Here is a 21,771-nt window from a genome sequence, read left to right as displayed (position 1 = left end):
ACGCTGCAGAATGCTCATCTCTGACATCTGTAGCTTTAGCGCTGGCGCTCTATCCCCTTTTAACCGGACATTGTGCGCTGGTGCCTTAAATATTTTCAGGTAGGTGAAAAAATCGATGTTGAGATTTATTCATTCTGGTCAGGTGCATAGCAGTTAAATCATGCTATCAAAAACAGAAGCTTATGCGCTTTCCGGTTCATGTTTTGCCTCATTTCAATTCAGCCAGTCGCCTGATGAAGCGTCTGTCCGCTGCAACATGAAAAAGCTTCAGGTTCGGTGAAATTTAATCACTTTTTTTCAGCAGGGGAGTAAGGCATAAAAGAGTCAGCCCATTGAGGAAATGGTTATATCAAATCAGCATTCAGCGTCGGTTGTACAGGCAGACAGAGAAGCAGGTTTACATCAGAAATTGAGGTGAGAAATTACGATGAACAAAGAATTTACCTTTTCAATTAAAAGCCTTCGTTTTGACGAAAACTATAATCCTTCTGCAAACACGCGTATCACGACTAACTTTGCTAATCTGGCAAGGGGTGAAATGCGTCAGGAAAACCTGCGCAACGCACTGAAAATGATTGATAACCGCTTTAACTCGCTGGCGCACTGGGACAACCCGAAAGCGGACCGTTATGCCGTTGAGCTGGATATCATCTCTGTTGAGCTGAATATCGATCCAGCGGGAAATGAAAAGCCGTTTCCGGTCATTGAAGTCCTGAAGACAACCGTCGTTGATAAAACAAGCGGGCAGCGCTTTGAAGGCGTCGTCGGGAACAATTTCTCTTCCTGGGTGCGCGATTACGATTTCAGCGTCGTGTTATCCGAGCACAACAAAAACCAGGCTGGTTTCAGTACGCCGAAAAACTTCGGTGATCTGCACGGCAAGATCTTCAAAGGCTTCGTCAGCTCAGATATTTATAAAGCCAGTTTCAGCAAGCGTCCGATTATCTGCCTGAGCGTCTCCAGTAAAAATACCTACTATCGTACCGGTAACCATCATCCGGTGCTGGGGATTGAATACCGGCAGGACGCGGATTCGCTGACCGATCACTACTTTGCCAAAATGGGCCTGCAGGCGCGCTACTTTATGCCGCAGGGCAGCGTTGCGCCGCTGGCTTTCTATTTTGCCGGCGATCTGCTGCGCGATTACAGCGATCTGGAGCTTATCAGCACCATCAGCACGATGGAGACGTTTCAGAAAATTTATCGTCCGGAGATCTACAACGCGAATTCAGCGGCCGGACAGGAGTATCAGCCGAGCCTGTCACATAAAGATTATTCACTGACACGCATCGTTTATGACCGTGAAGAGCGTACGCATCTGGCGGTTGAGCAGGGTAAATTTACCGAACAGCATTTTATCAAACCTTACCAGACTCGTCTGGAGCAATGGTCTGCTGAGTTTGCGCACTGATTAATGGAAAAAGGTTATCTATAGTGAAAAAGTTATTACCGACATCGACGTCTGGCAGTTTACCGAAACCTTCATGGCTGGCGCAGCCGGAAACATTATGGTCCCCGTGGAAACCGGCGGGTGACGATCTGGCCGATGCCAAACGCGATGCGCTGCGTCTCTGCCTTGACGACCAGCTGCGGGCCGGTATTGATATCGTCAGCGATGGTGAGCAGACGCGTCAGCATTTTGTGACGACGTTTATTGAGCATCTCAACGGCGTGGATTTTGAAAAGCGCGAAACGGTGCGGATCCGCAATCGCTACGATGCGAGCGTACCGTCGGTGGTAGGCGAAGTTTCACGTACCAGGCCTGTATTTGTTGATGATGCAAAATTCCTGCGTCAGCTGACCACACAGCCGATCAAATGGGCGCTGCCTGGCCCGATGACAATGATCGACACTCTGTATGACGGTCACTACAAGAGTCGCGAAAAACTCGCCTGGGAGTTTGCCAAAATCCTCAATCAGGAAGCCAAAGAGCTGGAAGCTGCAGGCGTGGATATCATCCAGTTTGACGAGCCTGCCTTCAACGTTTTCTTTGATGAGGTTAATGACTGGGGTATTGCGGCGCTGGAGCGTGCCATTGAGGGATTACAGTGCGAAACCGCTGTACATATCTGCTATGGCTACGGCATCAAAGCCAATACTGACTGGAAGAAAACGCTGGGTTCTGAGTGGCGCCAGTATGAAGAAATTTTCCCGCGCCTGCAGCAGTCAAACATCGATATCGTCTCACTGGAGTGTCAGAACTCCCGCGTGCCGATGGAGCTGATTGAACTGATCCGCGGGAAAAAAGTGATGGTCGGTGCCATTGACGTGGCGACCAACACTGTCGAAACGCCGGAGCAGGTAGCGGAGACGCTGCGTAAAGCGCTGCAGTTTGTCGATGCGGATAAGCTCTATCCCTGCACCAACTGCGGTATGACACCGCTGTCGCGTCAGGTTGCCCGCGGCAAGCTGGATGCGCTGAGCGCCGGCGCTGATATCGTGCGCCGCGAACTGCTGGGCCAGTAATACGCCTGAGGCTGTATCAGGGCTGACGTCTGACGTCGGCCCTTTTTTTTATTTTTCTTAACTGCGCCGTACGTTTTTGCGGCTATCCCGATCAGGCAAAAAATATGTTGATACGCAGGAACGGAAAAAACTGTGCGGCGGCGCAGCAATATGTCATTCGCGCGTTGCGTCCGGCGTAATGCATCCCTTACGTTAGCGGCAGGCCCGTTAAACACAGGAATCCGGCATGGCGGATGGAAGCAATACGATTACCGATTTAAGCGCGCTTGAAGCGTGCTACGGCCCGGTGGCGAAACCGTCGCTGACCAAAGTCACCGATCATATTCACCCGGCGTATCGTCCCTTTATCGCCGCTTCACCTTTTGTCGCGCTGGCCACCAGCGGGCCGGATGGGCTGGACGTTTCACCCAGAGGCGATCCGGCAGGTTTTGTGCATATCGAGGATGAGCGCACGCTCTTGCTGCCGGACAGACGCGGCAATAACCGTATCGATAGCCTGCGCAACATCTTGCATGATAATCGGGTAGCGCTGCTGTTTCTGATCCCGGGTATCGGGGAAACACTGCGCGTAAACGGAACCGCCACCATCAGCGTCGATCCCGCCTTGCTTGCCCGGTTTGCGATGAATAATCAGCTGCCAAAAACGGTGTTAATCATTACCGTTGAGAGCGTCTTTTTTCAGTGCAGCCGGGCCATCATTCGCTCCCGGCTCTGGGATCCGGCGACGCAAATTAAGCGCGAGGCGCTGCCGAGCACCGGTTCCATACTGAACAGTATTTCGCAGGATATTGACGCCCGCGCCTACGATGCGGCGTTACCCGGTCGCCTGAAAGAGACGCTCTATTAATCCGGTCTGATGCCTGCAGCCTGCCAGCAGGCTGTTTTCAGTTTCGCCGACTACCGGGTTCTCAGACGGTAAATATCGGCGAAATAAAGATGGCCTTTACGGGCATACTGCGCCTGCAGGGTAGCTTTTTCGCTTTCGGTGAGTACATCTCCCTTGAGCAGATCATGAATAAACGCTTCGCGGACGTAAACTTCCATGTACCAGTCCCCGGTATAGCAGTTCTTCCATGCGCCTTTATCGATATCTTTTACCCGGTAAGAGGGATTCACGTGAAAAAAGAAAAAGAAATTACAGACAGCAAAAATGGCACAGCAGACGACATATTCAATTGTGCCGAAGGAGTCGGAGTAGAGTAAAAGTGCCATGGTCAGCACAAACAGAAAACACATCAGGCCATACAGGCCCGGATACTGGCGGATAAACGACACGTCGAAATAGGGTCGATCGTTACGTTTTTCCGCGCGGTTGATGCTGTCCAGCTCCTGCTGCAGAAGCGCATTAAGTTGATTACTCATGTTTTAAACCTTATCTGTCCATAATGATGGAGTTAACGTTTTACTGACTGTTTTTTGCGTCACGCTGCTAAATCGCCATACCGGAAAAGTGGATGGGATCGGCCAGCATGGCGGCCAGAATTTTCAGGCCCTCTTCACACTGCTGCCGCGACTGAGAACCGCCCAGGCAGATGCGCAGCGCGTCAGCAGGAAGATTACCGGTGCAAAACGCGGCGCCGGAGACGGCGCTGATCCCTTTTTCACGCAGCTTTGCCGCGATGTCGGAGGCGTTGGCGTTGACCAGACCGGGCAGCGGCAGCCAGAGGTGATAGCCTGCGCTGTCAGCCTGAAACGGGTATCCGGTCAGGCAGGCCGCTGCAATCTGCTGGCGGATGCCCGCCTCCTGTCTGATAGCGATCAGCATGCGCTCTGCCGTCCCGTCATTGATCCACTGCCGCGCCAGCGCATTAGTGAGCGGGCTGGACATCACCGTCAGCGCCCGCAGCACGCCGGAAAGCAGCTGCGTCATCTGTCTGTCCGGGCCCTTCACAAACGCAATCCGCAATCCGGGGCCAAAGCACTTAGAGAGGCCGGTAAGATACCAGGTCAGCTCCGGTATCAGCGCGGCAAACGCCGGCACTGGCGCATCGCTGAGCGCCGCATAAGCATCATCTTCAATGACCGTAATGTTATAGCGCTGGCAGCACTCAGCCAGCGCCCGCCGGCGCGCTTCCGGGATCGTTATCGTGGTCGGATTTTGCAGCGTCGGGTTGATATAAAATGCGCCGATCTCGCCGCTGCGACACAGCGCCTCAAATGCCAGCGGATCGGGTCCCTGCACGTCACAGAGCACCGGCTGCAGCCGCACGCCAAGGTGACTGGCAATCGCCTTCATGCCAGGGTAAATCAGGCTGCTGACACAGACCGCACTTTTCCTGCGCTTCAGCAGCGTCATGATGCCCATCAGAGCGCTGTGAATGCCCGGACAAACCAGCACATCAGCCTCGCTCTCTACGTGAAGTTTGCGCCCGATCCAGCGCATCGCTGCCGCTTTATCCTCTGCCGTGCCGCCAAAATCCTGATAGCGCAGCAGACTCAGCATGTCGGTCTGGTTAAAAAGGTTGACGGCTCCTGCGCGCAGTGCTTCCTCAACGGCGGCACCGGCAGGCTCTGTCGGCGCATTCATGGTCATTTCATAAGTGCTGGCAGGCAGCGCTGAAGAGGCTGATGCCCGCGCACGAATAAAACTGCCGAGTCCGGGGCGGGAGTCAATTAAGCCCCTGCGCCGCGCTTCCGCATAACCGCGCGTTACCGTGGTGTAATTCAGACCCAGCGTTTCAGCCAGTTCACGCAGCGGCGGCAGGCGGTAGCGTGAGGGCAATTCGCCTGTACTGATGCCCTCTGCAATAAAATCCGCGATGCGCAGATAGGCCGGACGTTGCGTCGGCTGCTGAAGCAGGGCTGCCCAGCGCGTAAAAAGCGGCGTAATCATATTGAATCCTGTCTCAGGACGTTACGCAGACAGGTATATCACAGCCATAATCAAGGCGTAACTTGATTGCATGGTTGATTGCATCAGTTTTTTTCTTTGTCCCGTTCTGTGTGCTATCTGTACAGGGTCAGGACGGAGCAGATTGCAGTAAAAAGAGGCCTTCGCTGTCCGCTGCGGGGAATAACGCTTTACCGATTAAAGATTGCAGGCGGGTCAGCCGATAACGCTTCTGTGCTGCGTCAGTTTTTGTATCGAATCAGAGGAACAGCGACGTTTTGCCTAATCAGACAGGCGTAAAATGATCCTCTCACTCTCATTGTTCTCTTACTCGCGTGCAGGATAGCAAGCCAGGCAATCGGGATATCTGCCACACTACGTTTTATGCTCTTTGAGTATCGTCAGAATAAACCAGGTCCAGCTATCATGAGCACAATGATCAAACCTATCTTATCCGCCGTTTGGTCCACCAACGCCCTGGGGATCTGTGTCACCAGTCAGGAGTGCCCTGCCGGCCTGATGCCTGCGCTCAAAGGCGTCACGCTACGGGAGTGGCTGAGCATCGCCCAGGCTGATGAGGATGCAAAAATTGCGCTGCTGCTGACTGCGGCTCTGGAGCGCATACAGCCTTTTCATATTGAGGTGCCGATCAACTGCTTGGACGGCACCCTGCGCCATGTCATCGTGTCAGGATTGCCGGGCGAGCAGACGGAAGCGCAACACCAGCAGTACAGCGGTTTTGTACTGGATGTCACCGGACAGCGTAAGGCGCTGGAGGAGGCGCTGCGCACGTCCGCTGAATATCGTTTGCTGATTGAAAACAGCACGGATCTTATCGCTCACTGCGATGCCGAAGGGCGGTATGTCTCAATTTCACCCTCCTACAGCGAAATGATCGGCTGGTCCGCTGAAGAGATGCTGGGCCAGCGGGTGACGGACTTTCTGCATCCTGACGATCGCGCGCCTGCAGCCGAGGTGTTGAGTGCTATTTTCGCCGGGGGGGAACAGCCGGACGTGGTGGAAGTGCACAAACGTCATCGCAATGGCCACTATATTACGCTTGGCACAAAAGCCTGCGGCGTGACCGATCCCTCCACGGGAAAGAACATCGGTGCGGTACTGGTATCGCGCGATATCACCCGTGACAAAGAGAGAATGCTGCAGCTGGAGCAGCAGGCGATGCGCGACGCGCTGACCGGCCTGCCAAACCGCTCCTGGTTTTTTAAGCAGGTTGACGCCCTGCTCGCACAGCAGCAGGAGCAGCATTTGGTCACGGTGCTGTTTCTCGATCTGAACGGATTTAAAGCGGTTAACGATTCAATGGGCCATGCGGCAGGTGATACGCTGCTGTTGCAGATAAGCGAGCGGCTGCAGAGCTGCCTGATGCCGGATGAGTCGGTTGCCCGACTCGGCGGCGATGAGTTTGTAGTGGCAGCCCGATGCCGCGATCGCCGGGAGGCCTCTGCACTTGCTGAACGTCTGATTGCCAGCTTCAATGCCCCTTTCAGCATCAGCAGCAGGACGGTAAACATCGGCGCCGCCATCGGCATCAGCCAGGCGCGCCCTGCGACGTTATCCGCTAAATTACTGATTCAGCAGGCTGACACCGCCATGTACCAGGCAAAAGCCCGGCGTGACGTCACCTACCAGTTTTTCTGCCTGCCCTCGCATCTGTGACGGGCATCAGGATTAAATCGCGATTCCTTCCTCCCTGACCTGGTGGCTGAAACAGGTTATGCGCACAACAAAGCAGATCGCAGCTTTCACTGGTTTACGCATTTGGCTAATCGGTATGGCTGTGATTTTTCTGAATGGCGCGTTAATATTTTATGTTAATAAACGGTACTTTTATTCTTTTCATTCTTTTTAATAACTAAATGGTTAATGAATTTTTCAGCGCCGCTGAAATAAATCCAGGAGAAAGGCTTTTATCTTAATTTCTGATTTATGCGCTAACGAAGCGTAAGCCAGGCTGGACAATGCATTAGTAACGTGATGTTATTGCCTGCACATTGATTACTTTTATCTGACATTTCCAAAATAAATACGCTCTGCCGATGCCTGAAAGCCGTGTTCTGTTTTCAGGTTTTGCTTTTTTCTCAGCTGAGGAAAATATCGTGTTTAAATTAAATCCTGTACTTCTGGCCCTTATTGCAGCACAAGGTATGATGTTTCCGGTTTTAAATGCATCGGCGGAGATATTAAAGCCCTATACGCCTGAAAATAATGATTATAAAGCGGGTGCATTGTATTTGCGTGATGGTTCAGTGCGGACGCTGACCGGGCTGCCGCAGTTTACGCCAGGCGTGAGTGGCGTAACCCGCACCACGCTGGGTGAGCTACAGCGTGAGGGCCGGATCGTTACCGATACGCTCACGGGGCAACCCCGTATTAATGTCGGGCAGCAAAATCTGAATATCGTTATTCCCGATCCCGGGAACAACAGCTATAAATCCTTTCACGTTTATGACAGCTTAGCCTTTACAGATTTACCAGAGATCAATACAGAGACGCAGGCAGAGGACTTTTATGCTGTAAACGATCGGCAATATATAGATGCCCGCATCGCTACAGTTACGCGCGGCACGCTTAATATTAATATCGGGCGACCTGACAAAATTGCAGATTCGGACACAAACCGCTGGTCAATGGCGGCCAGACAAAGCCAGCTTTTTACCACGGCACAGCGCGGCCATCTGAACTGGAACAGTAATAATCGTATTACGTTCACCGCCGTTGAGGCACCTCCCGCAAATAATCAACTGACGCTGAGCAGAGATAGCGTGGTGAGATATACCGGGACTTTCAGCGTAAACACGCGTGATGGCGGAGTCACCACGTTCACGGTAGCCTCCCTTGCGGAATTAAGAAATTATAATGACTGGTTAATTAACCAGCTGCTGAATGACAATATTACGCAGGAAGAGTATGGCAACGCGTTTAATAAAGCGTTTTCGCTTAATGAAGGGCGCGTGGTTTATCGCACCGGCGCCGGCAACCGCCGCGATGAAGTCAGGCTGCCGGCGGGCGACCGGGTGGTGCTAAGTGCGAATGGTCGTGACGCCAGCGTGAAAATTTCTGCACGGCGTGCGCTTGAGGTTATCAACGCCAGCACGGCGATGCAGGCCAGCAACGGTGCGACCGCTATCATTGATGGCAAGCTCGCCGTTACCGCCAGCGGGATTGCTGAGAGCAGGGCGCTGGCACTTCTCTCAGGCAGTACCGGGATAAACAATGGCACGCTGAACGCCGGCTTCCTGAATAACGCCAGCGGCACGGGCGTCGACCGCAGCACGCTGGGCTATATCGGTAAGGCCGTTGCGGTAAAAAGCGGCAGCCGTTTTACCAATAATGGCGTGATTAATCTTGCCCCCGGCGACGCGCCTGAAAGCCAGGAGAGCAGCGCGATCTGGATTGGTCAGGGCAGTGCAATTAACCGCGGCAGCATCAACGTCGGCGTCACGGATGTGGTTAATAACAGCTCAGCGGCAGGGGTTACGTTAGGCGCTGCAGGGCACTTTATTAACACGGCACAAGGCACCATCGCCATCGGGCGCTCGCCGCAAAACCGCAAAACGAACAGAACGCAGGATGTCGCTGTTACGCTGAGCGGCGGCGTCAGCGCTATTGAGCAACGCCATAACAGCAGCGCGATCAATAATGGCCGTATTGTCATCGGCTCCCGCGTGCAGAGTGCCGTGGGTATGCGCGTGGAAAATGCACCCTCTGCGCTGACGCTGAATAACGGCGTTATCGATATCAACGGACGGGCACAGCCTCAGCCGCTGGAAAACATCGGCATGCTGGTGCTGAATGCCGGGCAGTACGGGCGGGTGGGCAACGCAGGCACAATCAATCTCAACGGTGATAACAGTACCGGCCTGCGTATTCTTGCCACGCAGAACCATCGCGCCAGCGCCTGGTCCACCGGCACCATCAATGTCAGAGGTGATGCTGACCTTCCCGGCGGCACGCAGAATACCGCCGTCTGGGTAACCGGCGAACAGGGCGGTCAGGCGCGCGCCGTGCTGGGCGGACGGATCAATCTACAGGGCGATGCGGCTATCGGTGTGCGTGCAGACGGAAACGCCCGGGTGGAGGTGGCCGCCCGCGCGGTGCCGCGCGCCGGGGAGGGTCGTAATCAGGTCAGTTTCTTCATCAGTGGTCCGGACGCACGTCTCAGGCTGCCCGCCAGCGGCCGCTACGCCACCTCCAGCCCCGACGGTACGCTATTTCGCTTTGCAGATGGCGCAGACTTCAGCGCCAGCGGTACTACGCTCTCGCTCAATGCGCCGGGTGCCACCGGCATCGTGGGCAGCGGCAGGGGCAGCGATATTGTGACGCGTGATGCAACATTCAATGTGGGTGCCAGCGCCAGCGCCCTGCGGATTGAAGGCGGCGCACAGGGCACCCTCAGTGCTGCTACCCGGCTGCGCCTGACGGGCAAAGGTGCCAGTGCCGCAACGGTTGACGGGTATAAATATGATCTGAGCGGCCGCAATATCAGCGCGGATTATCTGCCGGATAGCCGTACGCTGCTGACCAGCCATGCCGCTATCAGCGGACTGGCGGATGCACAGGTAGGGCTGGCGGCATTGAATCAGGCGCAGCTGGTGAATACCGGTCGCATTACCTCAGGGGGAGAAGGATCGGTGGGGATCCTCGCGCGCCTGGGGGCGAAAGTCATCAACCAGGGCGATATCAGCGTGACGCGCGGGGGAACCGGCTTATACGCCGGGGGATTCACTACGCCCGGTGAGAACCTGCCGACCACAGAAATAACCACCCGCGGCGTGTTAAATGTGTATGGCGGATCGGGTAGCCAGCAGACAACGCTGGGCGCGATCGCCAGCGGCGAGCAGGCGGTGCTGAACCAGAACGGCATTATTAATCTGTATGGGGCTAATGTGGTTGGTGCCCGCGCTGAAAAGAACGCCATTATCAACAGCGGGGCAGCAAGTCGCGTGGTGTTTCATCATGCTAACCAGGTTGGCTATCAGGCGACGGACACGGACAGTATTATTTTCAGCAGCGGAGGCAGCACAGACGTCAGTACCGCCGGCTCAACGCTTTACCAGGCCAGTAACGGAGGCGATGTCTATGCGCGTGAGCCCGGTACGGTAACGCTGAGCGGGGCTGATACGACCGGCGTGTCGGTCTCCGGCAGTACGTCCTATGCCTACCGCACTGACCGGTATAACGTGAACGGCAGAGGGGCTGCGGCGCTGCGCGTCTATGAGCGGGGTGAGGGGATTGTCACCAGCCCCATTGCACTCAACGGCAACAATACCAGCGGCGTAATAGCGGCGGGCGATCAGGCAACCGTCTATGCCGCTTCTGACATCACCGGCCGCGGCCGGCAGATCGCCGCTTTCGACGCGGGTTACTATTCAGCGATATTCAATCAGTATCAGGGCGTGGTGAATTTAACCGGCCCTGAGAGTACGGGCGCGCGTGCATGACAACGCGTCATTTCTTAACTTTGGCAGCGTGCGCATCGCTTCAGGCATCGGCATTGATGCCAGCAGTGGTTATGGTTACTACTATCCGCGCGAGAGCAGTCGTCTGCAGGTAGATGACGGGATCGCCGCGCTGCGGGTCGGCAACAGTGGTGGTCTGGCGGTTCAGGGTGATGGTCAGGGCTACAGCACCATTACCGCCAGCGGACGCGCCGACGGCGTGCTGCTGGAAAACGGCGCGCAGTTTTTCCAGGCCAGCGATATCACGCTGGGCGCTTATGGCCGTGGCAGCGTCATCAATAACCGTGCCGGAATTACCGCTATTTCCCTGCAAAATGTGCGGCTGGAAACCGGTCGCGGCGCCGGTATCCGTTCAGCCGTCTCTTTTGACGGCGAAGGGAGTGCGCAGATTGTCACAGGCGAAGGCGGAACCGGCTATCTGTTTGCGAATGAAGATGGTTCAGCAACGCGTAACGATCTGTTTATCGGGCAGGGCTATTCCATCAGGGTGCCCGGTAAGGGCACCGCCATACGAGCCAATACAACCGGAGACGTTGTCACCGCAGGAACGATTACCATTGAGTCCGCTAACGGCGGATCCGCCGTAGTGACCCGCACCGCCAGGCGGGTGATTAACCAGGGCAGTATCACGTCACAGAGCCTGGTGGCACCCATCATCGATTTGCGCGGCGGTGCGTCGGTGTTTATCAATGAAGGCACCGTGACGGCACCCAATCCGCAAACTGTGGTGGTGGCGGGTGGCGCGGCCCGCGATGTTGTTGTCCTGCTGGGCGGCAGGGTAACTGGCGATGTGCATACCGGTAACGGAGAGGATACGCTGATTGTCACCGGCGGCACGCTGAAGGGCAGTCTGACAATGGGCAGCGGCGTAAATAACCGCGCCACCGTACAGAATATCAGTCTGGAAAATACCCGGCACATCACCACGGCCGGCGGCGCGGGCAGCACCCTCAATTTGCACGACATCACGGCGCGCGGCGGATCTTTTGCCGGTGACGATCCGGTAAAAGGCACCAATATCGGCGCCGGCTGGAGTACGCTGAATTTTTCCGGCACCCGCTGGACGCTGACGGACAACCTTCGGCTGGCGCACAGCACCATCAATATCGACGCGGATTCGACCCTGCTGGCGGGAGAGGGTATTCAGCCGCTGCTGCAGGGCGGTAGCGCCACCTCGCTGCAGGTGAACAACGCCGGTACGCTGGATTTGACCAATGGCAGCAGCCAGGCCGGTAACTCGCTAACGCTTAACGGCGATCTGGCTTCGGCAAACGGCACGCTGCGGCTTAACTCTGCGGCTACCCGCAGCGATATATTGCGCGTTAACGGTAACGTCAGCGGCACGACGCTGATTGATGATGTTCTGCACGGCGCGCCGCAGCTGGATCGCAACGCTGACGGAGTTATCGGGCCGGCGGAGGGGGTTTCGCTTGCGCAGGTGTCAGGCAGAGCTGCTCCGCAGAGTTTTGTTTTGAAGCGGGGGTATGTCGCTTCAGGTCCGTGGCAATACAGCCTGTATAGTTTTTCCCCAGGCAGCAGCGCCGCCAGCGAGCGCCAGCTCAGCGGCAGCGGTAATGATTTCCGCGACTACCGCCTGGCTAACACGTTTGTCTGCGCCGATGGCGAGCTTTGTCAGCCGCAGCCAGGCAATGGCATAACCGGCCTGCGCAGGGCGGTAACGCCGCAGCTCCCGTCATATATCTCAGCGCCGGTTGGCCTGGCACTGTATACGCTGGCGATCACCGACGATCTGCACAAGCGGCTGGGCGAGCTGCGCCAGCAGCGCGATCCCGATGCAGCGGGCGGTGAGATGTTTGTGCGCTACCTGGGAGCCAACCTGCACTATCAGAGCAACCTTGGCCTGAGTAACTACGGCTACGACGCTGATCTTGACTACAGCGCGGTACAGCTCGGCGGTAACGTCATCCGTCTGGATGGCGCAGACGATAGCCTGCGCGGCGGTATCGCCTGGACGCGCGGCAACACGCGTATTCGTCCGCACGCGGTGGATGGCTACAGCTCAACCGCGTTCGACAGCGACAGCGTGGCGCTGTATGGCACCTGGCAGCATAGCAGCGGCCTCTATGTTGACAGCTCGCTGTCATGGAACCGCTATCGTGGTGAAACTGACATCCTGCGGCAAAAAGCGGTGGCTTCGCCAGAAGGCAGCGGCTGGGCGGCTTCACTGGAGTCAGGCTACGCCATTGAGCTGACGCAGGGATGGCGTATTGAACCCCAGGCGCAGCTGACCTGGCAGCGTCTCGACATGGACAGCCTGACCGATCGGGACCAGACGCGGATCTCCTGGGATCGTTATGAGCAGACCGTTGGCCGGCTCGGGGCGCGGCTGGACCGCACGTGGCAGGATGAGAGCCTGCGGCAGTACACGCCTTATCTGCGCGCAAACTACTATCGCGGCTGGGGCGGAACGGCGAAGATCCGGGCCGGCACCGCTGACGGCACGGACAGCCAGCGTTTTGACAGCGGTAAGTTTGGTCAGATGTGGGATGTCGGCCTTGGCGGCACCGCGACGCTCACCCGGGATGTCTCACTCTATGCCGAAACTGATTATCGCAAAGAGGTTGACGGGAACGGCGCGCACGGCTGGCATTACAATGCCGGCGTTCGCTGGTCGTTTTAAGCGGCGGCCATTGCCGGCCTGAGCAGCGTTTCAGGCCGGCAGCGGCAGGTTTACCGCAGCCGTGCTGTTCAGCGACGGCTCAGGGCCAGACGGGCCGCAAAGGCCAGAAAAATGGCGCCGGTGGTACGATCCATCCAGCGAATAACCTTCTCTTTTCGCAGTATCGTTGCCAGCGGGCGCGTGGCGCTTATCAGTGCCATCGACCAGCTCGTCCCAATCGCAATATGGATACCGACCAGAATAAAGGTCCAGAGTACCGGTGAGTGACCCTGCGGAATAAACTGCGGTAAAAAAGAGACATAGAAAATGCCAATCTTAGGGTTGAGTGCGTTTCCGAGCACGCCTTTCAGAAACCAGTTTGAGCCTTTTTTAGCGGTATTATCCGCCAGCGCCAGCTGCTTTCTCGGGCGCAGCAGCATGTTAATGCCCAGCCAGCTCAGGTAGAGCGCGCCACAATATTTCAGAATGTCGTAAGCCAGTTCTGAGACTGCGATGAGCGCCCCCAGCCCGAACGCCACGGCGGCTCCCCAGACCAGACAGCCGGTGCTGATACCCAGCGCCGCGTGAACCGCCTGTTTTCGTCCCTCAACCGTTGCCGTTCTCAATACCAACGCGGTATCCAGGCCCGGCGTCAGTGTCAGTAACAGCGCGGCAAAGCTGAATGCCAGCAGCGCATCCATTATGGTCATCATATCTCTCCTTCAGGCAACAGGTTGTTCTGATCGCAGGCATCCGCCTGAGGCAAACCTTCACTCAGTTTAATCCAGGCTGCTGAGCAGCGGACGCGTTCAGCTACCTCTTTTCGGTCGACGGGTGAACGGTTTAAACAGCATATAGCGTTCGTGATGAACGCTCAATTGCCGCCTTAAAGTGAAATGCTCCACTAGCGTTACCCGGCCCGGAAAAATAAATATCGTCCTGGCAACGGCCGTCATACAGAAATAAATATCAATGCAGCGATCTGCCGTAAAAAAGTAGAAGTGCTGCCTGAGATAATAAAACAGGCGGGTGGTTTTAAGGCAGTAAATATATTTACGCGCGGCGCCGCCTGCCGCTGGTTATAACGTGCGGCCTGCTTCGCAGGAAGCACCCAAGCTACCGTAAATCGCCCGGCAGGCCGTTGTATTCAGGTAGAAAGTGACAGTGTCGACATCACACCTGTATCACCGGATCGGACAGCCGGCTGCGGGTAAAAGCTGTCTGACCGCATAATTAAAAAATCCCCTGAAATGACGTTGCTTTATTTTTATTCTGAACTATCTGTTTATAGGGATATCCGGTTATTTTTTATTTCACGAGGACTAATGTATGAAACGTAAAATAATGGTCGCTGCTGCTCTGTTTCTGGGAACACTCGCCTCTGGCTCCGTTTTAGCCGCGCAGGAGATCACTAAAGAACAGGCCAGCCAGTATCAGGAAGTGGGCAAGATAAGCTCGATGAAAGAGCAGACTGCACCTTCAGATGCCAAAGCTGACCTCTCTAAAAAGGCAGATGAACTGGGCGGTAAATATTACGTCATTACCTCTGCAAAAGAGGGTTCAAAGATGTCAGCTACCGCTACCGTCTATAAATAACAGCGGGTCTGTTATATGCAAACGGCAGGCTATGGATAGCCTGCCTGAATGGTGCCGTGACTCTTCCTGTAATCACCGCTCATAACCTTCTGCTCTCTGCCTTTCTCTGCATCGACATAACATAAATCACAGCTATTTCCAGGTTTTATCCCTCCATCTATCTGAATTTTATGATTTTTACATAAAGTTACATTTGTAATGGAATCTTTTAGAGAATTGCTAAAGCAAATGATTATCATTGTCTTTCTCAGGTGGGGCGGGCCTCTGCCTGCCTGGCGCTGAACGGATAAATATAAAAACTGCGCATCACTGCTTAACCTAATACCAATGTTTAAGAGAGAATTTATGGCTTTTTGTAGCAGGGAATCAGGGTTCAATAACCTCTTCAGCATCTCATTACTGGCACTGACCGTGCATTCTCTTCTTACTCCCGCCCGGGCGGCAGAGGAGGATACGCAGGAGATGATCGTCAGCACTGATTCAGCCGATAACAGTGCACTCAGTAACCAGAACTATGCGGTGCAGACCACCCGCGCGGGCACTAAGCTGATGCTGACACCGCGCGATGTACCGCAGTCTCTTAGCGTGGTGACACAGCAGCGGATGCAGGATCAGGATTTACAGTCGGTTAATGATGTATTAACCAACGTTACCGGCATATCCACTAATCTTGTCGACAGTGAACGCTCTGAGTACTATTCGCGCGGCTTCAAAGTCAGCAACTTTACGTTTGATGGTATTCCGGCTCTGGTCAACGACGCATGGAATTATGGCGATGCGGCATCCGACTCCGCTATTTATGACCGTATTGAGATCGTGCGCGGTGCAACCGGCCTGATGACCGGCGCGGGCAGCCCGGCTGCTTCAATCAACATGGTGCGCAAACATGCCGACAGCAAAATCGCTACCGGAACGCTGAGTGCCAGCTATGGCAGCTGGGATAAGCAGCGTTATGTGGCCGATCTCTCTTCTCCGCTGAACACAGATGGCAGCCTGCGTGGCCGCATTGTAAGTGGCTACACTGATCAGCAAAGCTGGCTGGATCGCTATCAGAAGACCAAAAAGTTTATCTACGGCGTCATTGATGCCGATCTCTCTGAGAGCACCACCGTGTCGCTGGGATATGACTACGAAGATAACAATACCGGCAACCCAACCTGGGGCGGTTTGCCGATGTTTTACAGTAATAATGCCACCACCCATTACGATCGCAGCCTGAATTCAGCAGCCAGCTGGGCGCGCTACAATACTAACTCCCGTAAAGTCTTTGCCGATATTGAACATAACTTTGATAACGGCTGGAATGTTCATATTAACGGCACGCACGCCGAAAACACATTCAGCGATAAGCTGCTCTATGTAATGGGCAATCCCGATCGTGAGAGCGGTGAGGGTACGACCGGCTACGGCAGTATGGATCGCGGCAAGCGTAAACTGGACTCTGTCGATGGCTTCGCCAGCGGCCCGTTTGAGCTGGCTGGTCGTCAGCATCTGTTAATGGCGGGCGCCAGTTACAGCCGGCAGCACAATGCAACGTATAGCCAGGATGGTTTCAGCGATGCAGAAGCGCGTGAGATCACGGCAGCCGATATGGGTATTTTTGATAACCACTGGAGCGGTAATGTAGCGGAGCCGGCGTGGCAGGGCTGGTATCGCAACGCCAATGACACGGTGCGGCAGAAATCCGTTTACAGCGCAGCACGTCTGTCGCTGGCCGATCCGCTGTCACTGATTGTTGGCGCGCGCTATACCCAGTGGAGCACCACCGGCAGCAGCGGAGAGGTGACTAAAAACAACACCACGCCTTATGCAGGGCTGGTGTATGACATCAACGATACCTGGTCCGCCTATGGCAGTTACACCGCTATTTTCCTGCCGCAGACCTATCGTGATACCCGAGGCGGCTACCTGTCACCCGTAACCGGAAAAAGCTATGAAACCGGGCTGAAATCTGCCTGGAACGATGGCCTGCTCACCGCCACCGTGGCGATATTCCGTATTGAAGAGGATGATGTCGGTCAGGCGCTTGATGGTGTCTACCTGAATGGCAGCGAGCAGGCTTATGTCGCCGCTAAAGGTGCCGTGAGTAAAGGCGCAGAGTTTGAACTGAATGGTGCAGTGACTGATAATCTGCAACTGACATTTGGTGCCACCCGCTATGTTGCGCGTGACAAAAGTGGCCGCTTTAACAGTTACCAGCCGCAGACCTCCTTTAAGCTGTTCACCCGTTATCAGCTGGCCGCTATTCCTGACCTGACCATTGGCGGCGGCGTGAACTGGCAGAATCGGGTATTTAAGGATGTGACCAACGCCAGCGGTGAGAGTGTACGGGTGTATCAGGGCAGCTATCCGCTGGCTTCGCTGTTTGCGCGCTATCAGGTGAATAAACAGATTGCGGTGCAGGCCAACCTCGATAATCTCTTTGATCGCCACTACTACAGCTATATGAACAGTTACGTCTATGGTGAGCCACGCAATATGAACGTCAGCGTTTCCTGGCAGTTCTGACAGATCGGATAGTCGATATCCGCATTCAGGCATGCAATACGCTGACATGCCTGAATGCTTCCATATCACCCGCCCGCTTCTCTTCTTTCTGCACGCTCCGGCCACTCATCTATACTGATTATTCCAGCAGGCATGCCGCTGGCAGTATAGATCCCAGCACTCAGATAATGTGCTCCTGTAAATGTGCTTATTAACTAGCGCGTTCCCGCCTTATATCCCGGCGGAGCGTAAGAGCAAATAGATCTCTCACTATCGGGAAAATCAATAATGAAAATAACGCGTTTTGTTTATTCTGCCCTGATTGGCGTGGTCGCCAGCTGCCGTTCAATGACGCCGATGGCGGCTCTTGCTGCGGCACGCCTTGCGAAGCGCGATACGTCAGGCGCTCTGCTGCTGCTGGATCGGCCGCTCTTTAAATATGGTGCGTTAGCGATGGGGGCAGGGGAGTTGTATGGCGACAAAATGAAGTCAGCGCCGGACCGCACTGTGTTTCTGGGACTTTCGGCGCGCGTGGCCAGTGCCGGGATTGCCGGTGCCGCGCTGGCACCTCGTGGCGAAGAGAAAACCGGGGCCGCGGTGGCTATTTCTGCCGCGGTGCCACTGGCTTATGCCACGCTTGCAGCACGCAAAAAGGCGATAACAAAAATCGGACAGACCCGAAGCGGCCTGATTGAAGATACGCTGGTTGTTGCTCTCGGAGCCGCTGTGGTCTTCTTCGCCACGCGTTCCGATCATCACTAAACGCCTCCCCCGGCCTGACAGAACAGGAGGTTTATAATGGGGCAGGGCAGATTTTTTATCTGTTATCCGTTCTGGCTGGTGTTGCCTGAGTTAACAACCGGGTGTCATCCCTGACAGTTTCTCCGGCCGGTACGCGTCGGACGCGCCCGTTATGAGGTTGGCTTATCTTCGTCGTTTTCCGGCCGGGGCCGGGCAACGGTTAGTGATGTTTTCCGTCGTCGTCCGGATCTGCTTTCATCTTTAAGTGCAGCCCAGCCTTGTCGCGCATATCAGTTTGAGGAAAACCATTAAGCCAGTGTCTGGCTTTTCTGATTTTCTCCGCCCTGACCGCGTTAGTGGCGTTATCAGCCATCAAATCCAGCTCCGCCGTTAAGGTTCGCTGGTTGATTTCCTGTCCCGCCATTGCAAGGTTGAGTGCTGCCTCTCCGATGACAGGTTTCTCCTGATCGTCGTCGTGATCAAACACTGAATACACCTCCTGATACGAGTCAATGACAACCTCATCGGTAACTGTAGTCCCAAAATGAATGCGATGCCTGCCTGGACACGCGACCGCTTAAGGCCGCAGGCCTGATAAGTATCTTTCACGTCGCTTAAAAGCCGTAATGCTTAAGCGTCATTTAATCTGCGGCAGGTCTGAATCACAGAGAAAGGCTTATGACGTCCGCTATGAGCGAGAAGCGGACGTTTAATGAACTGCATTATCAAAGTTGAGTGAGGAACTGATTGATATCTTCGCGACTAGCTAGCTTTATTTGGTTCTCGGGACTGACTTTTGAAAAGACAGAAAGATGTCCCTCATAACTACTCGACCCGGTTCGTATTTCATACAAGGAAGCCCATTCCAGCAAGGCTTTATAATCTTCAACAGATCCATTGTTTCTTATCCCCCTGACTTCAATGTTTTCAACACATTCGCTTGGCTTAGGCGTCAGCCATATGACATGAGAAGCGTAATAAGAGACTTGATCAGCGATCCAGCCATATACGCCCTCAATAATCCAGCGTTCTTTATTTGCTATTGCAAGAACATCTTTAATCACTTCTGTCTTTTCCCTGGCTCTCCCGTAACCATCTTGTTCCCAGTAAAGAGTATCTAAATCTGTAACAGGTAATGTTTTGAATTCAGAGATACGTGCAGCAAGCCAACTTTTGCCTGAACCGCTATTTCCCATAATCAGCACACGCTGTAAGTCATTGCACATGTTTATACTCTTATTATTAATCACTTCTGAAAACGTATGATATATAAAACAAAATATAGTAAAAACCCGTTTCTGCAGAATTGGCACTTTATAAATTGATGATCATCTCATTTCTTTCTGATTGAGAGAAAAAATGTCCGCTTCTGGCACTAAGCGGACAAACTGACTGAGTTGAAGGGCCGCTATGAGCGAGAAGCGGACGTTGGCGTTGTTTATAAAATTCCGGTTGGTGTCTTTCTGCATTAGTTTAGAGATGAAAAATATTGAGTCGGTGATTTACCCAGCGCTTTCCTGAACATCGTAATAAATGCACTGACCGAATCGTATCCCAGCGTTCCGGCTACGCGCTGCACGGGCTGACCTTCTGCCAGATGGCTAAGCGCAATCATTAAATGCAGTTGCTGACGCCAGCGACCAAAGCTCAGTCCTGTAGCCTTTTTTATCAGCCTGGCCAGCGATCGCTCGCTGGTTGCCAGGTGTGCAGCCCAATCTTTTAACGTCTTCCGGTCATCAGGATCCTTAAAAAGTCTCTCAGCCATAGCACGGATTTTAGGATGGCCGGATACCGGCAGATGGAGCGCTTTAACCGGCACGTCCGGTATATGTTCAAGCAGCACCGCTGCCAGCCTCGCGGTTTTACTGTCAGGTAAATAAGCATGTTCCTGCTCTGCCAGATACAGAACAAGCTCGCGGACCAGAGGACTAATCGCCAGGGTACAGCAGGTTTCCGGCATCGCTGCCGCGCCGGGTTCAATAAACAGAAAGCAGGTCTCTGCATTCTTTGTGACCCGGCAGCTGTGAGGGATTCCCCCCGGTACCCAGACAGCATGTCCCGGTGGAACAAGCCACAGCGCATCTTCAACCTCACAGCTCACTGCACCGCGCCACGAGAGAATAAGCTGGCCTTTACGATGGTCGTGCGGACTTTGCCCGGCATACTCGCCAGACGAAGATACATGCAGGGCGATAGCAGCCTGACTGAATGCATCGGCTGTAAATTCTTCCGGCGAGGTCACCGGTTTCTTTTGAGATGGCATGATTTAGTTATATGTTGTCAGGTTATCTGTATTCTGTAACTCATGTGTACTTTAAAGTCTTTCTTTTTTTCAGAGAAAGCACAGTTTATGCCCCACACTACGAACAAGTGGTCTTCAGTCATACTTGTGACCGGTATCCTCTTTATCGCCATTAACCTGCGTGTTCCTTTTACCGCTGTTGCACCCGTTTTAGAGTCAATTCGCCATGATTTTGGGCTAAGTATTACTGCCGTTGGGTTGCTTAATTCACTACCTTTACTGGCTTTTGCCGCTTTTTCACCCCTGAGCGCCTCCATCTCAAGGAAGTATGGTCTGGAACGCACCCTTTTTAGTGCGCTCGCCGTGATTTCAGCCGGCATTCTGCTTCGCTCCACGGGCAGTGTCTGGGCGCTTTATGGCGGAACCATATTGATAGGTATCGGGATTGCCCTATGCAATGTTCTTCTGCCTGGCCTAATAAAACGCGATTTTTCCGGCAACGTGGCTTCCGTGACGGGGGCATATTCCATCACCATGGGCGCGGCTGGTGCTATTGGTTCAGCCATTGTTATTCCTCTGACGCAGAGCTGGGGCTGGAACATCGCGTTAGCCATGCTGGTGATTGCGCCTCTGCTGGCGCTGCTTTTATGGTTGCCCCAGTTGAAGGAAACGCATCAGCTTCCAGCTGTGGGGGAGAAAAAAGCGGCTACCGTTGCGGTCTGGCGCTCGCCTCTGGCCTGGCAGGTCACTTTGTTTATGGGCCTGAATGCGATGCCGTTTTATGTTGCGGTCGGCTGGCTGCCAGCCATTCTTACGGACAGTGGATTCTCCTCAGCTCAGGCTGGTGAGGTACACGGGATCCTCCAGCTGACCACCGCCATTCCCGGCCTGATTCTGGCCGCCACGCTGCGCCGTCTTAACGATCAGAAATTAGCTGCTGCTGGCGTCAGCCTGGTAACCGCGGTGTCCTTTATCGGCATCCTGTATTTGCCGAATCTGGCGATGCTGTGGGCGGCGCTTCTCGGCTTCGGCTCTGGCGCCAGTATGATGCTGGGGCTGACCTTCATCGGGCTACGTACTAAAAACGCCGGTGATGCTGCCGCGCTGTCAGGCATGGCACAGAGTGTCGGTTATCTGATGGCGGCAATGGGACCACTGTTGCTGGGTAAAGTACAGGAGCTGTCCGGAGGCTGGACGGTACCGCTACTGATGACCGCAGCAATCGCGGTCGCAGGTGCCTGCACCGGAATGGCTGCCGGACGAAATGCGCACCTGGAACCTGCGCAGCAGTCGGGCTGACATTTCTGCC

16 protein-coding genes are annotated in these 21,771 nt (G+C 54.5%); 10 read left to right on the top strand and 6 right to left on the bottom strand.

The window, feature by feature from the left end; genetic code table 11:
- Positions 1-427: 427 nt before the first annotated feature.
- From F3I15_RS04415 to F3I15_RS04405, 3 genes are all read left to right on the top strand, one after another.
- Positions 428-1,411: a DUF1852 domain-containing protein gene (locus F3I15_RS04415; protein WP_150016711.1), complete on the top strand. Its 984-nt coding sequence runs from the start codon at positions 428-430 to the stop codon at positions 1,409-1,411.
- A gap of 23 nt (positions 1,412-1,434) precedes the next feature.
- Entirely contained in the window at positions 1,435-2,466 is a 1,032-nt protein-coding gene (locus F3I15_RS04410; RefSeq protein WP_150016710.1) for a methionine synthase, read from the top strand.
- 226 nt (positions 2,467-2,692) lie between these two features.
- A complete protein-coding gene (locus F3I15_RS04405) occupies positions 2,693-3,313 on the top strand; it encodes a pyridoxamine 5'-phosphate oxidase family protein (protein ID WP_150016709.1) in 621 nt (206 codons plus the stop codon).
- 50 nt (positions 3,314-3,363) lie between these two features.
- Here the strand turns inward: F3I15_RS04405 and F3I15_RS04400 are convergent, their stop codons facing one another.
- Positions 3,364-3,828 carry a YlaC family protein gene (locus F3I15_RS04400; RefSeq protein ID WP_150016708.1) on the bottom strand — a complete coding sequence of 155 codons (465 nt, stop codon included), beginning with the start codon at positions 3,826-3,828 and terminating at the stop codon, positions 3,364-3,366.
- Positions 3,829-3,895: 67 nt separating this feature from the next.
- Positions 3,896-5,299: a PLP-dependent aminotransferase family protein gene (locus F3I15_RS04395; protein ID WP_150016707.1), complete on the bottom strand. Its 1,404-nt coding sequence runs from the start codon at positions 5,297-5,299 to the stop codon at positions 3,896-3,898.
- A 423-nt stretch (positions 5,300-5,722) separates the two neighbouring features.
- Here F3I15_RS04395 and F3I15_RS04390 point away from each other — a divergent pair, with 423 nt between their 5' ends.
- The 3 genes from F3I15_RS04390 to F3I15_RS18280 all read left to right on the top strand — a co-directional run bounded on the left by F3I15_RS04390 (position 5,723) and on the right by F3I15_RS18280 (position 13,417).
- The gene (locus tag F3I15_RS04390) at positions 5,723-6,973 is read left to right on the top strand and encodes a sensor domain-containing diguanylate cyclase (RefSeq protein WP_150016706.1); all 1,251 of its coding nucleotides are present in this window, start codon (positions 5,723-5,725) and stop codon (positions 6,971-6,973) included.
- Positions 6,974-7,548: 575 nt separating this feature from the next.
- Entirely contained in the window at positions 7,549-10,758 is a 3,210-nt protein-coding gene (locus F3I15_RS18285; RefSeq protein WP_223810670.1) for a hypothetical protein, read from the top strand.
- Complete coding sequence (locus F3I15_RS18280; RefSeq protein WP_223810669.1) at positions 10,751-13,417, top strand: autotransporter outer membrane beta-barrel domain-containing protein; 2,667 nt, start codon at positions 10,751-10,753, stop codon at positions 13,415-13,417. Before F3I15_RS18285 ends, F3I15_RS18280 begins: the two co-directional genes overlap by 8 nt.
- Positions 13,418-13,485: 68 nt before the next feature.
- On the opposite strand, the gene F3I15_RS04380 is transcribed toward F3I15_RS18280, so the two are convergent.
- Positions 13,486-14,106 (bottom strand): LysE family translocator, encoded by a 621-nt coding sequence (locus F3I15_RS04380; protein ID WP_150017186.1) that lies wholly within the window; start codon positions 14,104-14,106, stop codon positions 13,486-13,488.
- 619 nt (positions 14,107-14,725) lie between these two features.
- Between F3I15_RS04380 and F3I15_RS04375 the strand changes: the two genes are divergently transcribed.
- The 3 genes from F3I15_RS04375 (at position 14,726) to F3I15_RS04365 (ending at position 18,241) form a co-directional block, all read left to right on the top strand.
- A complete protein-coding gene (locus F3I15_RS04375) occupies positions 14,726-14,992 on the top strand; it encodes a YdgH/BhsA/McbA-like domain containing protein (RefSeq protein WP_071668142.1) in 267 nt (88 codons plus the stop codon).
- Positions 14,993-15,337: 345 nt separating this feature from the next.
- Positions 15,338-17,500, top strand: a complete 2,163-nt coding sequence (fhuE, locus tag F3I15_RS04370; protein WP_150016705.1) for a ferric-rhodotorulic acid/ferric-coprogen receptor FhuE — start codon at positions 15,338-15,340, stop codon at positions 17,498-17,500.
- Between the two features lie 267 nt (positions 17,501-17,767).
- Positions 17,768-18,241: a hypothetical protein gene (locus F3I15_RS04365; RefSeq protein WP_150016704.1), complete on the top strand. Its 474-nt coding sequence runs from the start codon at positions 17,768-17,770 to the stop codon at positions 18,239-18,241.
- A 199-nt stretch (positions 18,242-18,440) separates the two neighbouring features.
- Here F3I15_RS04365 and F3I15_RS04360 read toward each other — a convergent pair whose 3' ends face one another.
- The 3 genes from F3I15_RS04360 to F3I15_RS04350 all read right to left on the bottom strand — a co-directional run bounded on the left by F3I15_RS04360 (position 18,441) and on the right by F3I15_RS04350 (position 20,483).
- Positions 18,441-18,707: a hypothetical protein gene (locus F3I15_RS04360; protein ID WP_150016703.1), complete on the bottom strand. Its 267-nt coding sequence runs from the start codon at positions 18,705-18,707 to the stop codon at positions 18,441-18,443.
- Positions 18,708-18,945: 238 nt separating this feature from the next.
- On the bottom strand, positions 18,946-19,446 hold the full coding sequence (locus tag F3I15_RS04355) for an adenylate kinase (protein WP_150016702.1): 501 nt from the start codon (positions 19,444-19,446) through the stop codon (positions 18,946-18,948).
- 242 nt (positions 19,447-19,688) lie between these two features.
- The gene (locus F3I15_RS04350; protein WP_150016701.1) at positions 19,689-20,483 is read right to left on the bottom strand and encodes a helix-turn-helix domain-containing protein; all 795 of its coding nucleotides are present in this window, start codon (positions 20,481-20,483) and stop codon (positions 19,689-19,691) included.
- Positions 20,484-20,570: 87 nt separating this feature from the next.
- Here F3I15_RS04350 and F3I15_RS04345 point away from each other — a divergent pair, with 87 nt between their 5' ends.
- Entirely contained in the window at positions 20,571-21,761 is a 1,191-nt protein-coding gene (locus tag F3I15_RS04345) for an MFS transporter (RefSeq protein ID WP_150016700.1), read from the top strand.
- Positions 21,762-21,771 lie beyond the last annotated feature (10 nt).

Source organism: Pantoea sp. M_9 (assembly GCF_008631385.1).
Classification (GTDB): domain Bacteria; phylum Pseudomonadota; class Gammaproteobacteria; order Enterobacterales; family Enterobacteriaceae; genus Pantoea; species Pantoea eucrina.
The sequence above is the reverse complement of the archived record's forward strand: the minus strand, read 5'-3'. Positions and strand labels throughout refer to the sequence as shown.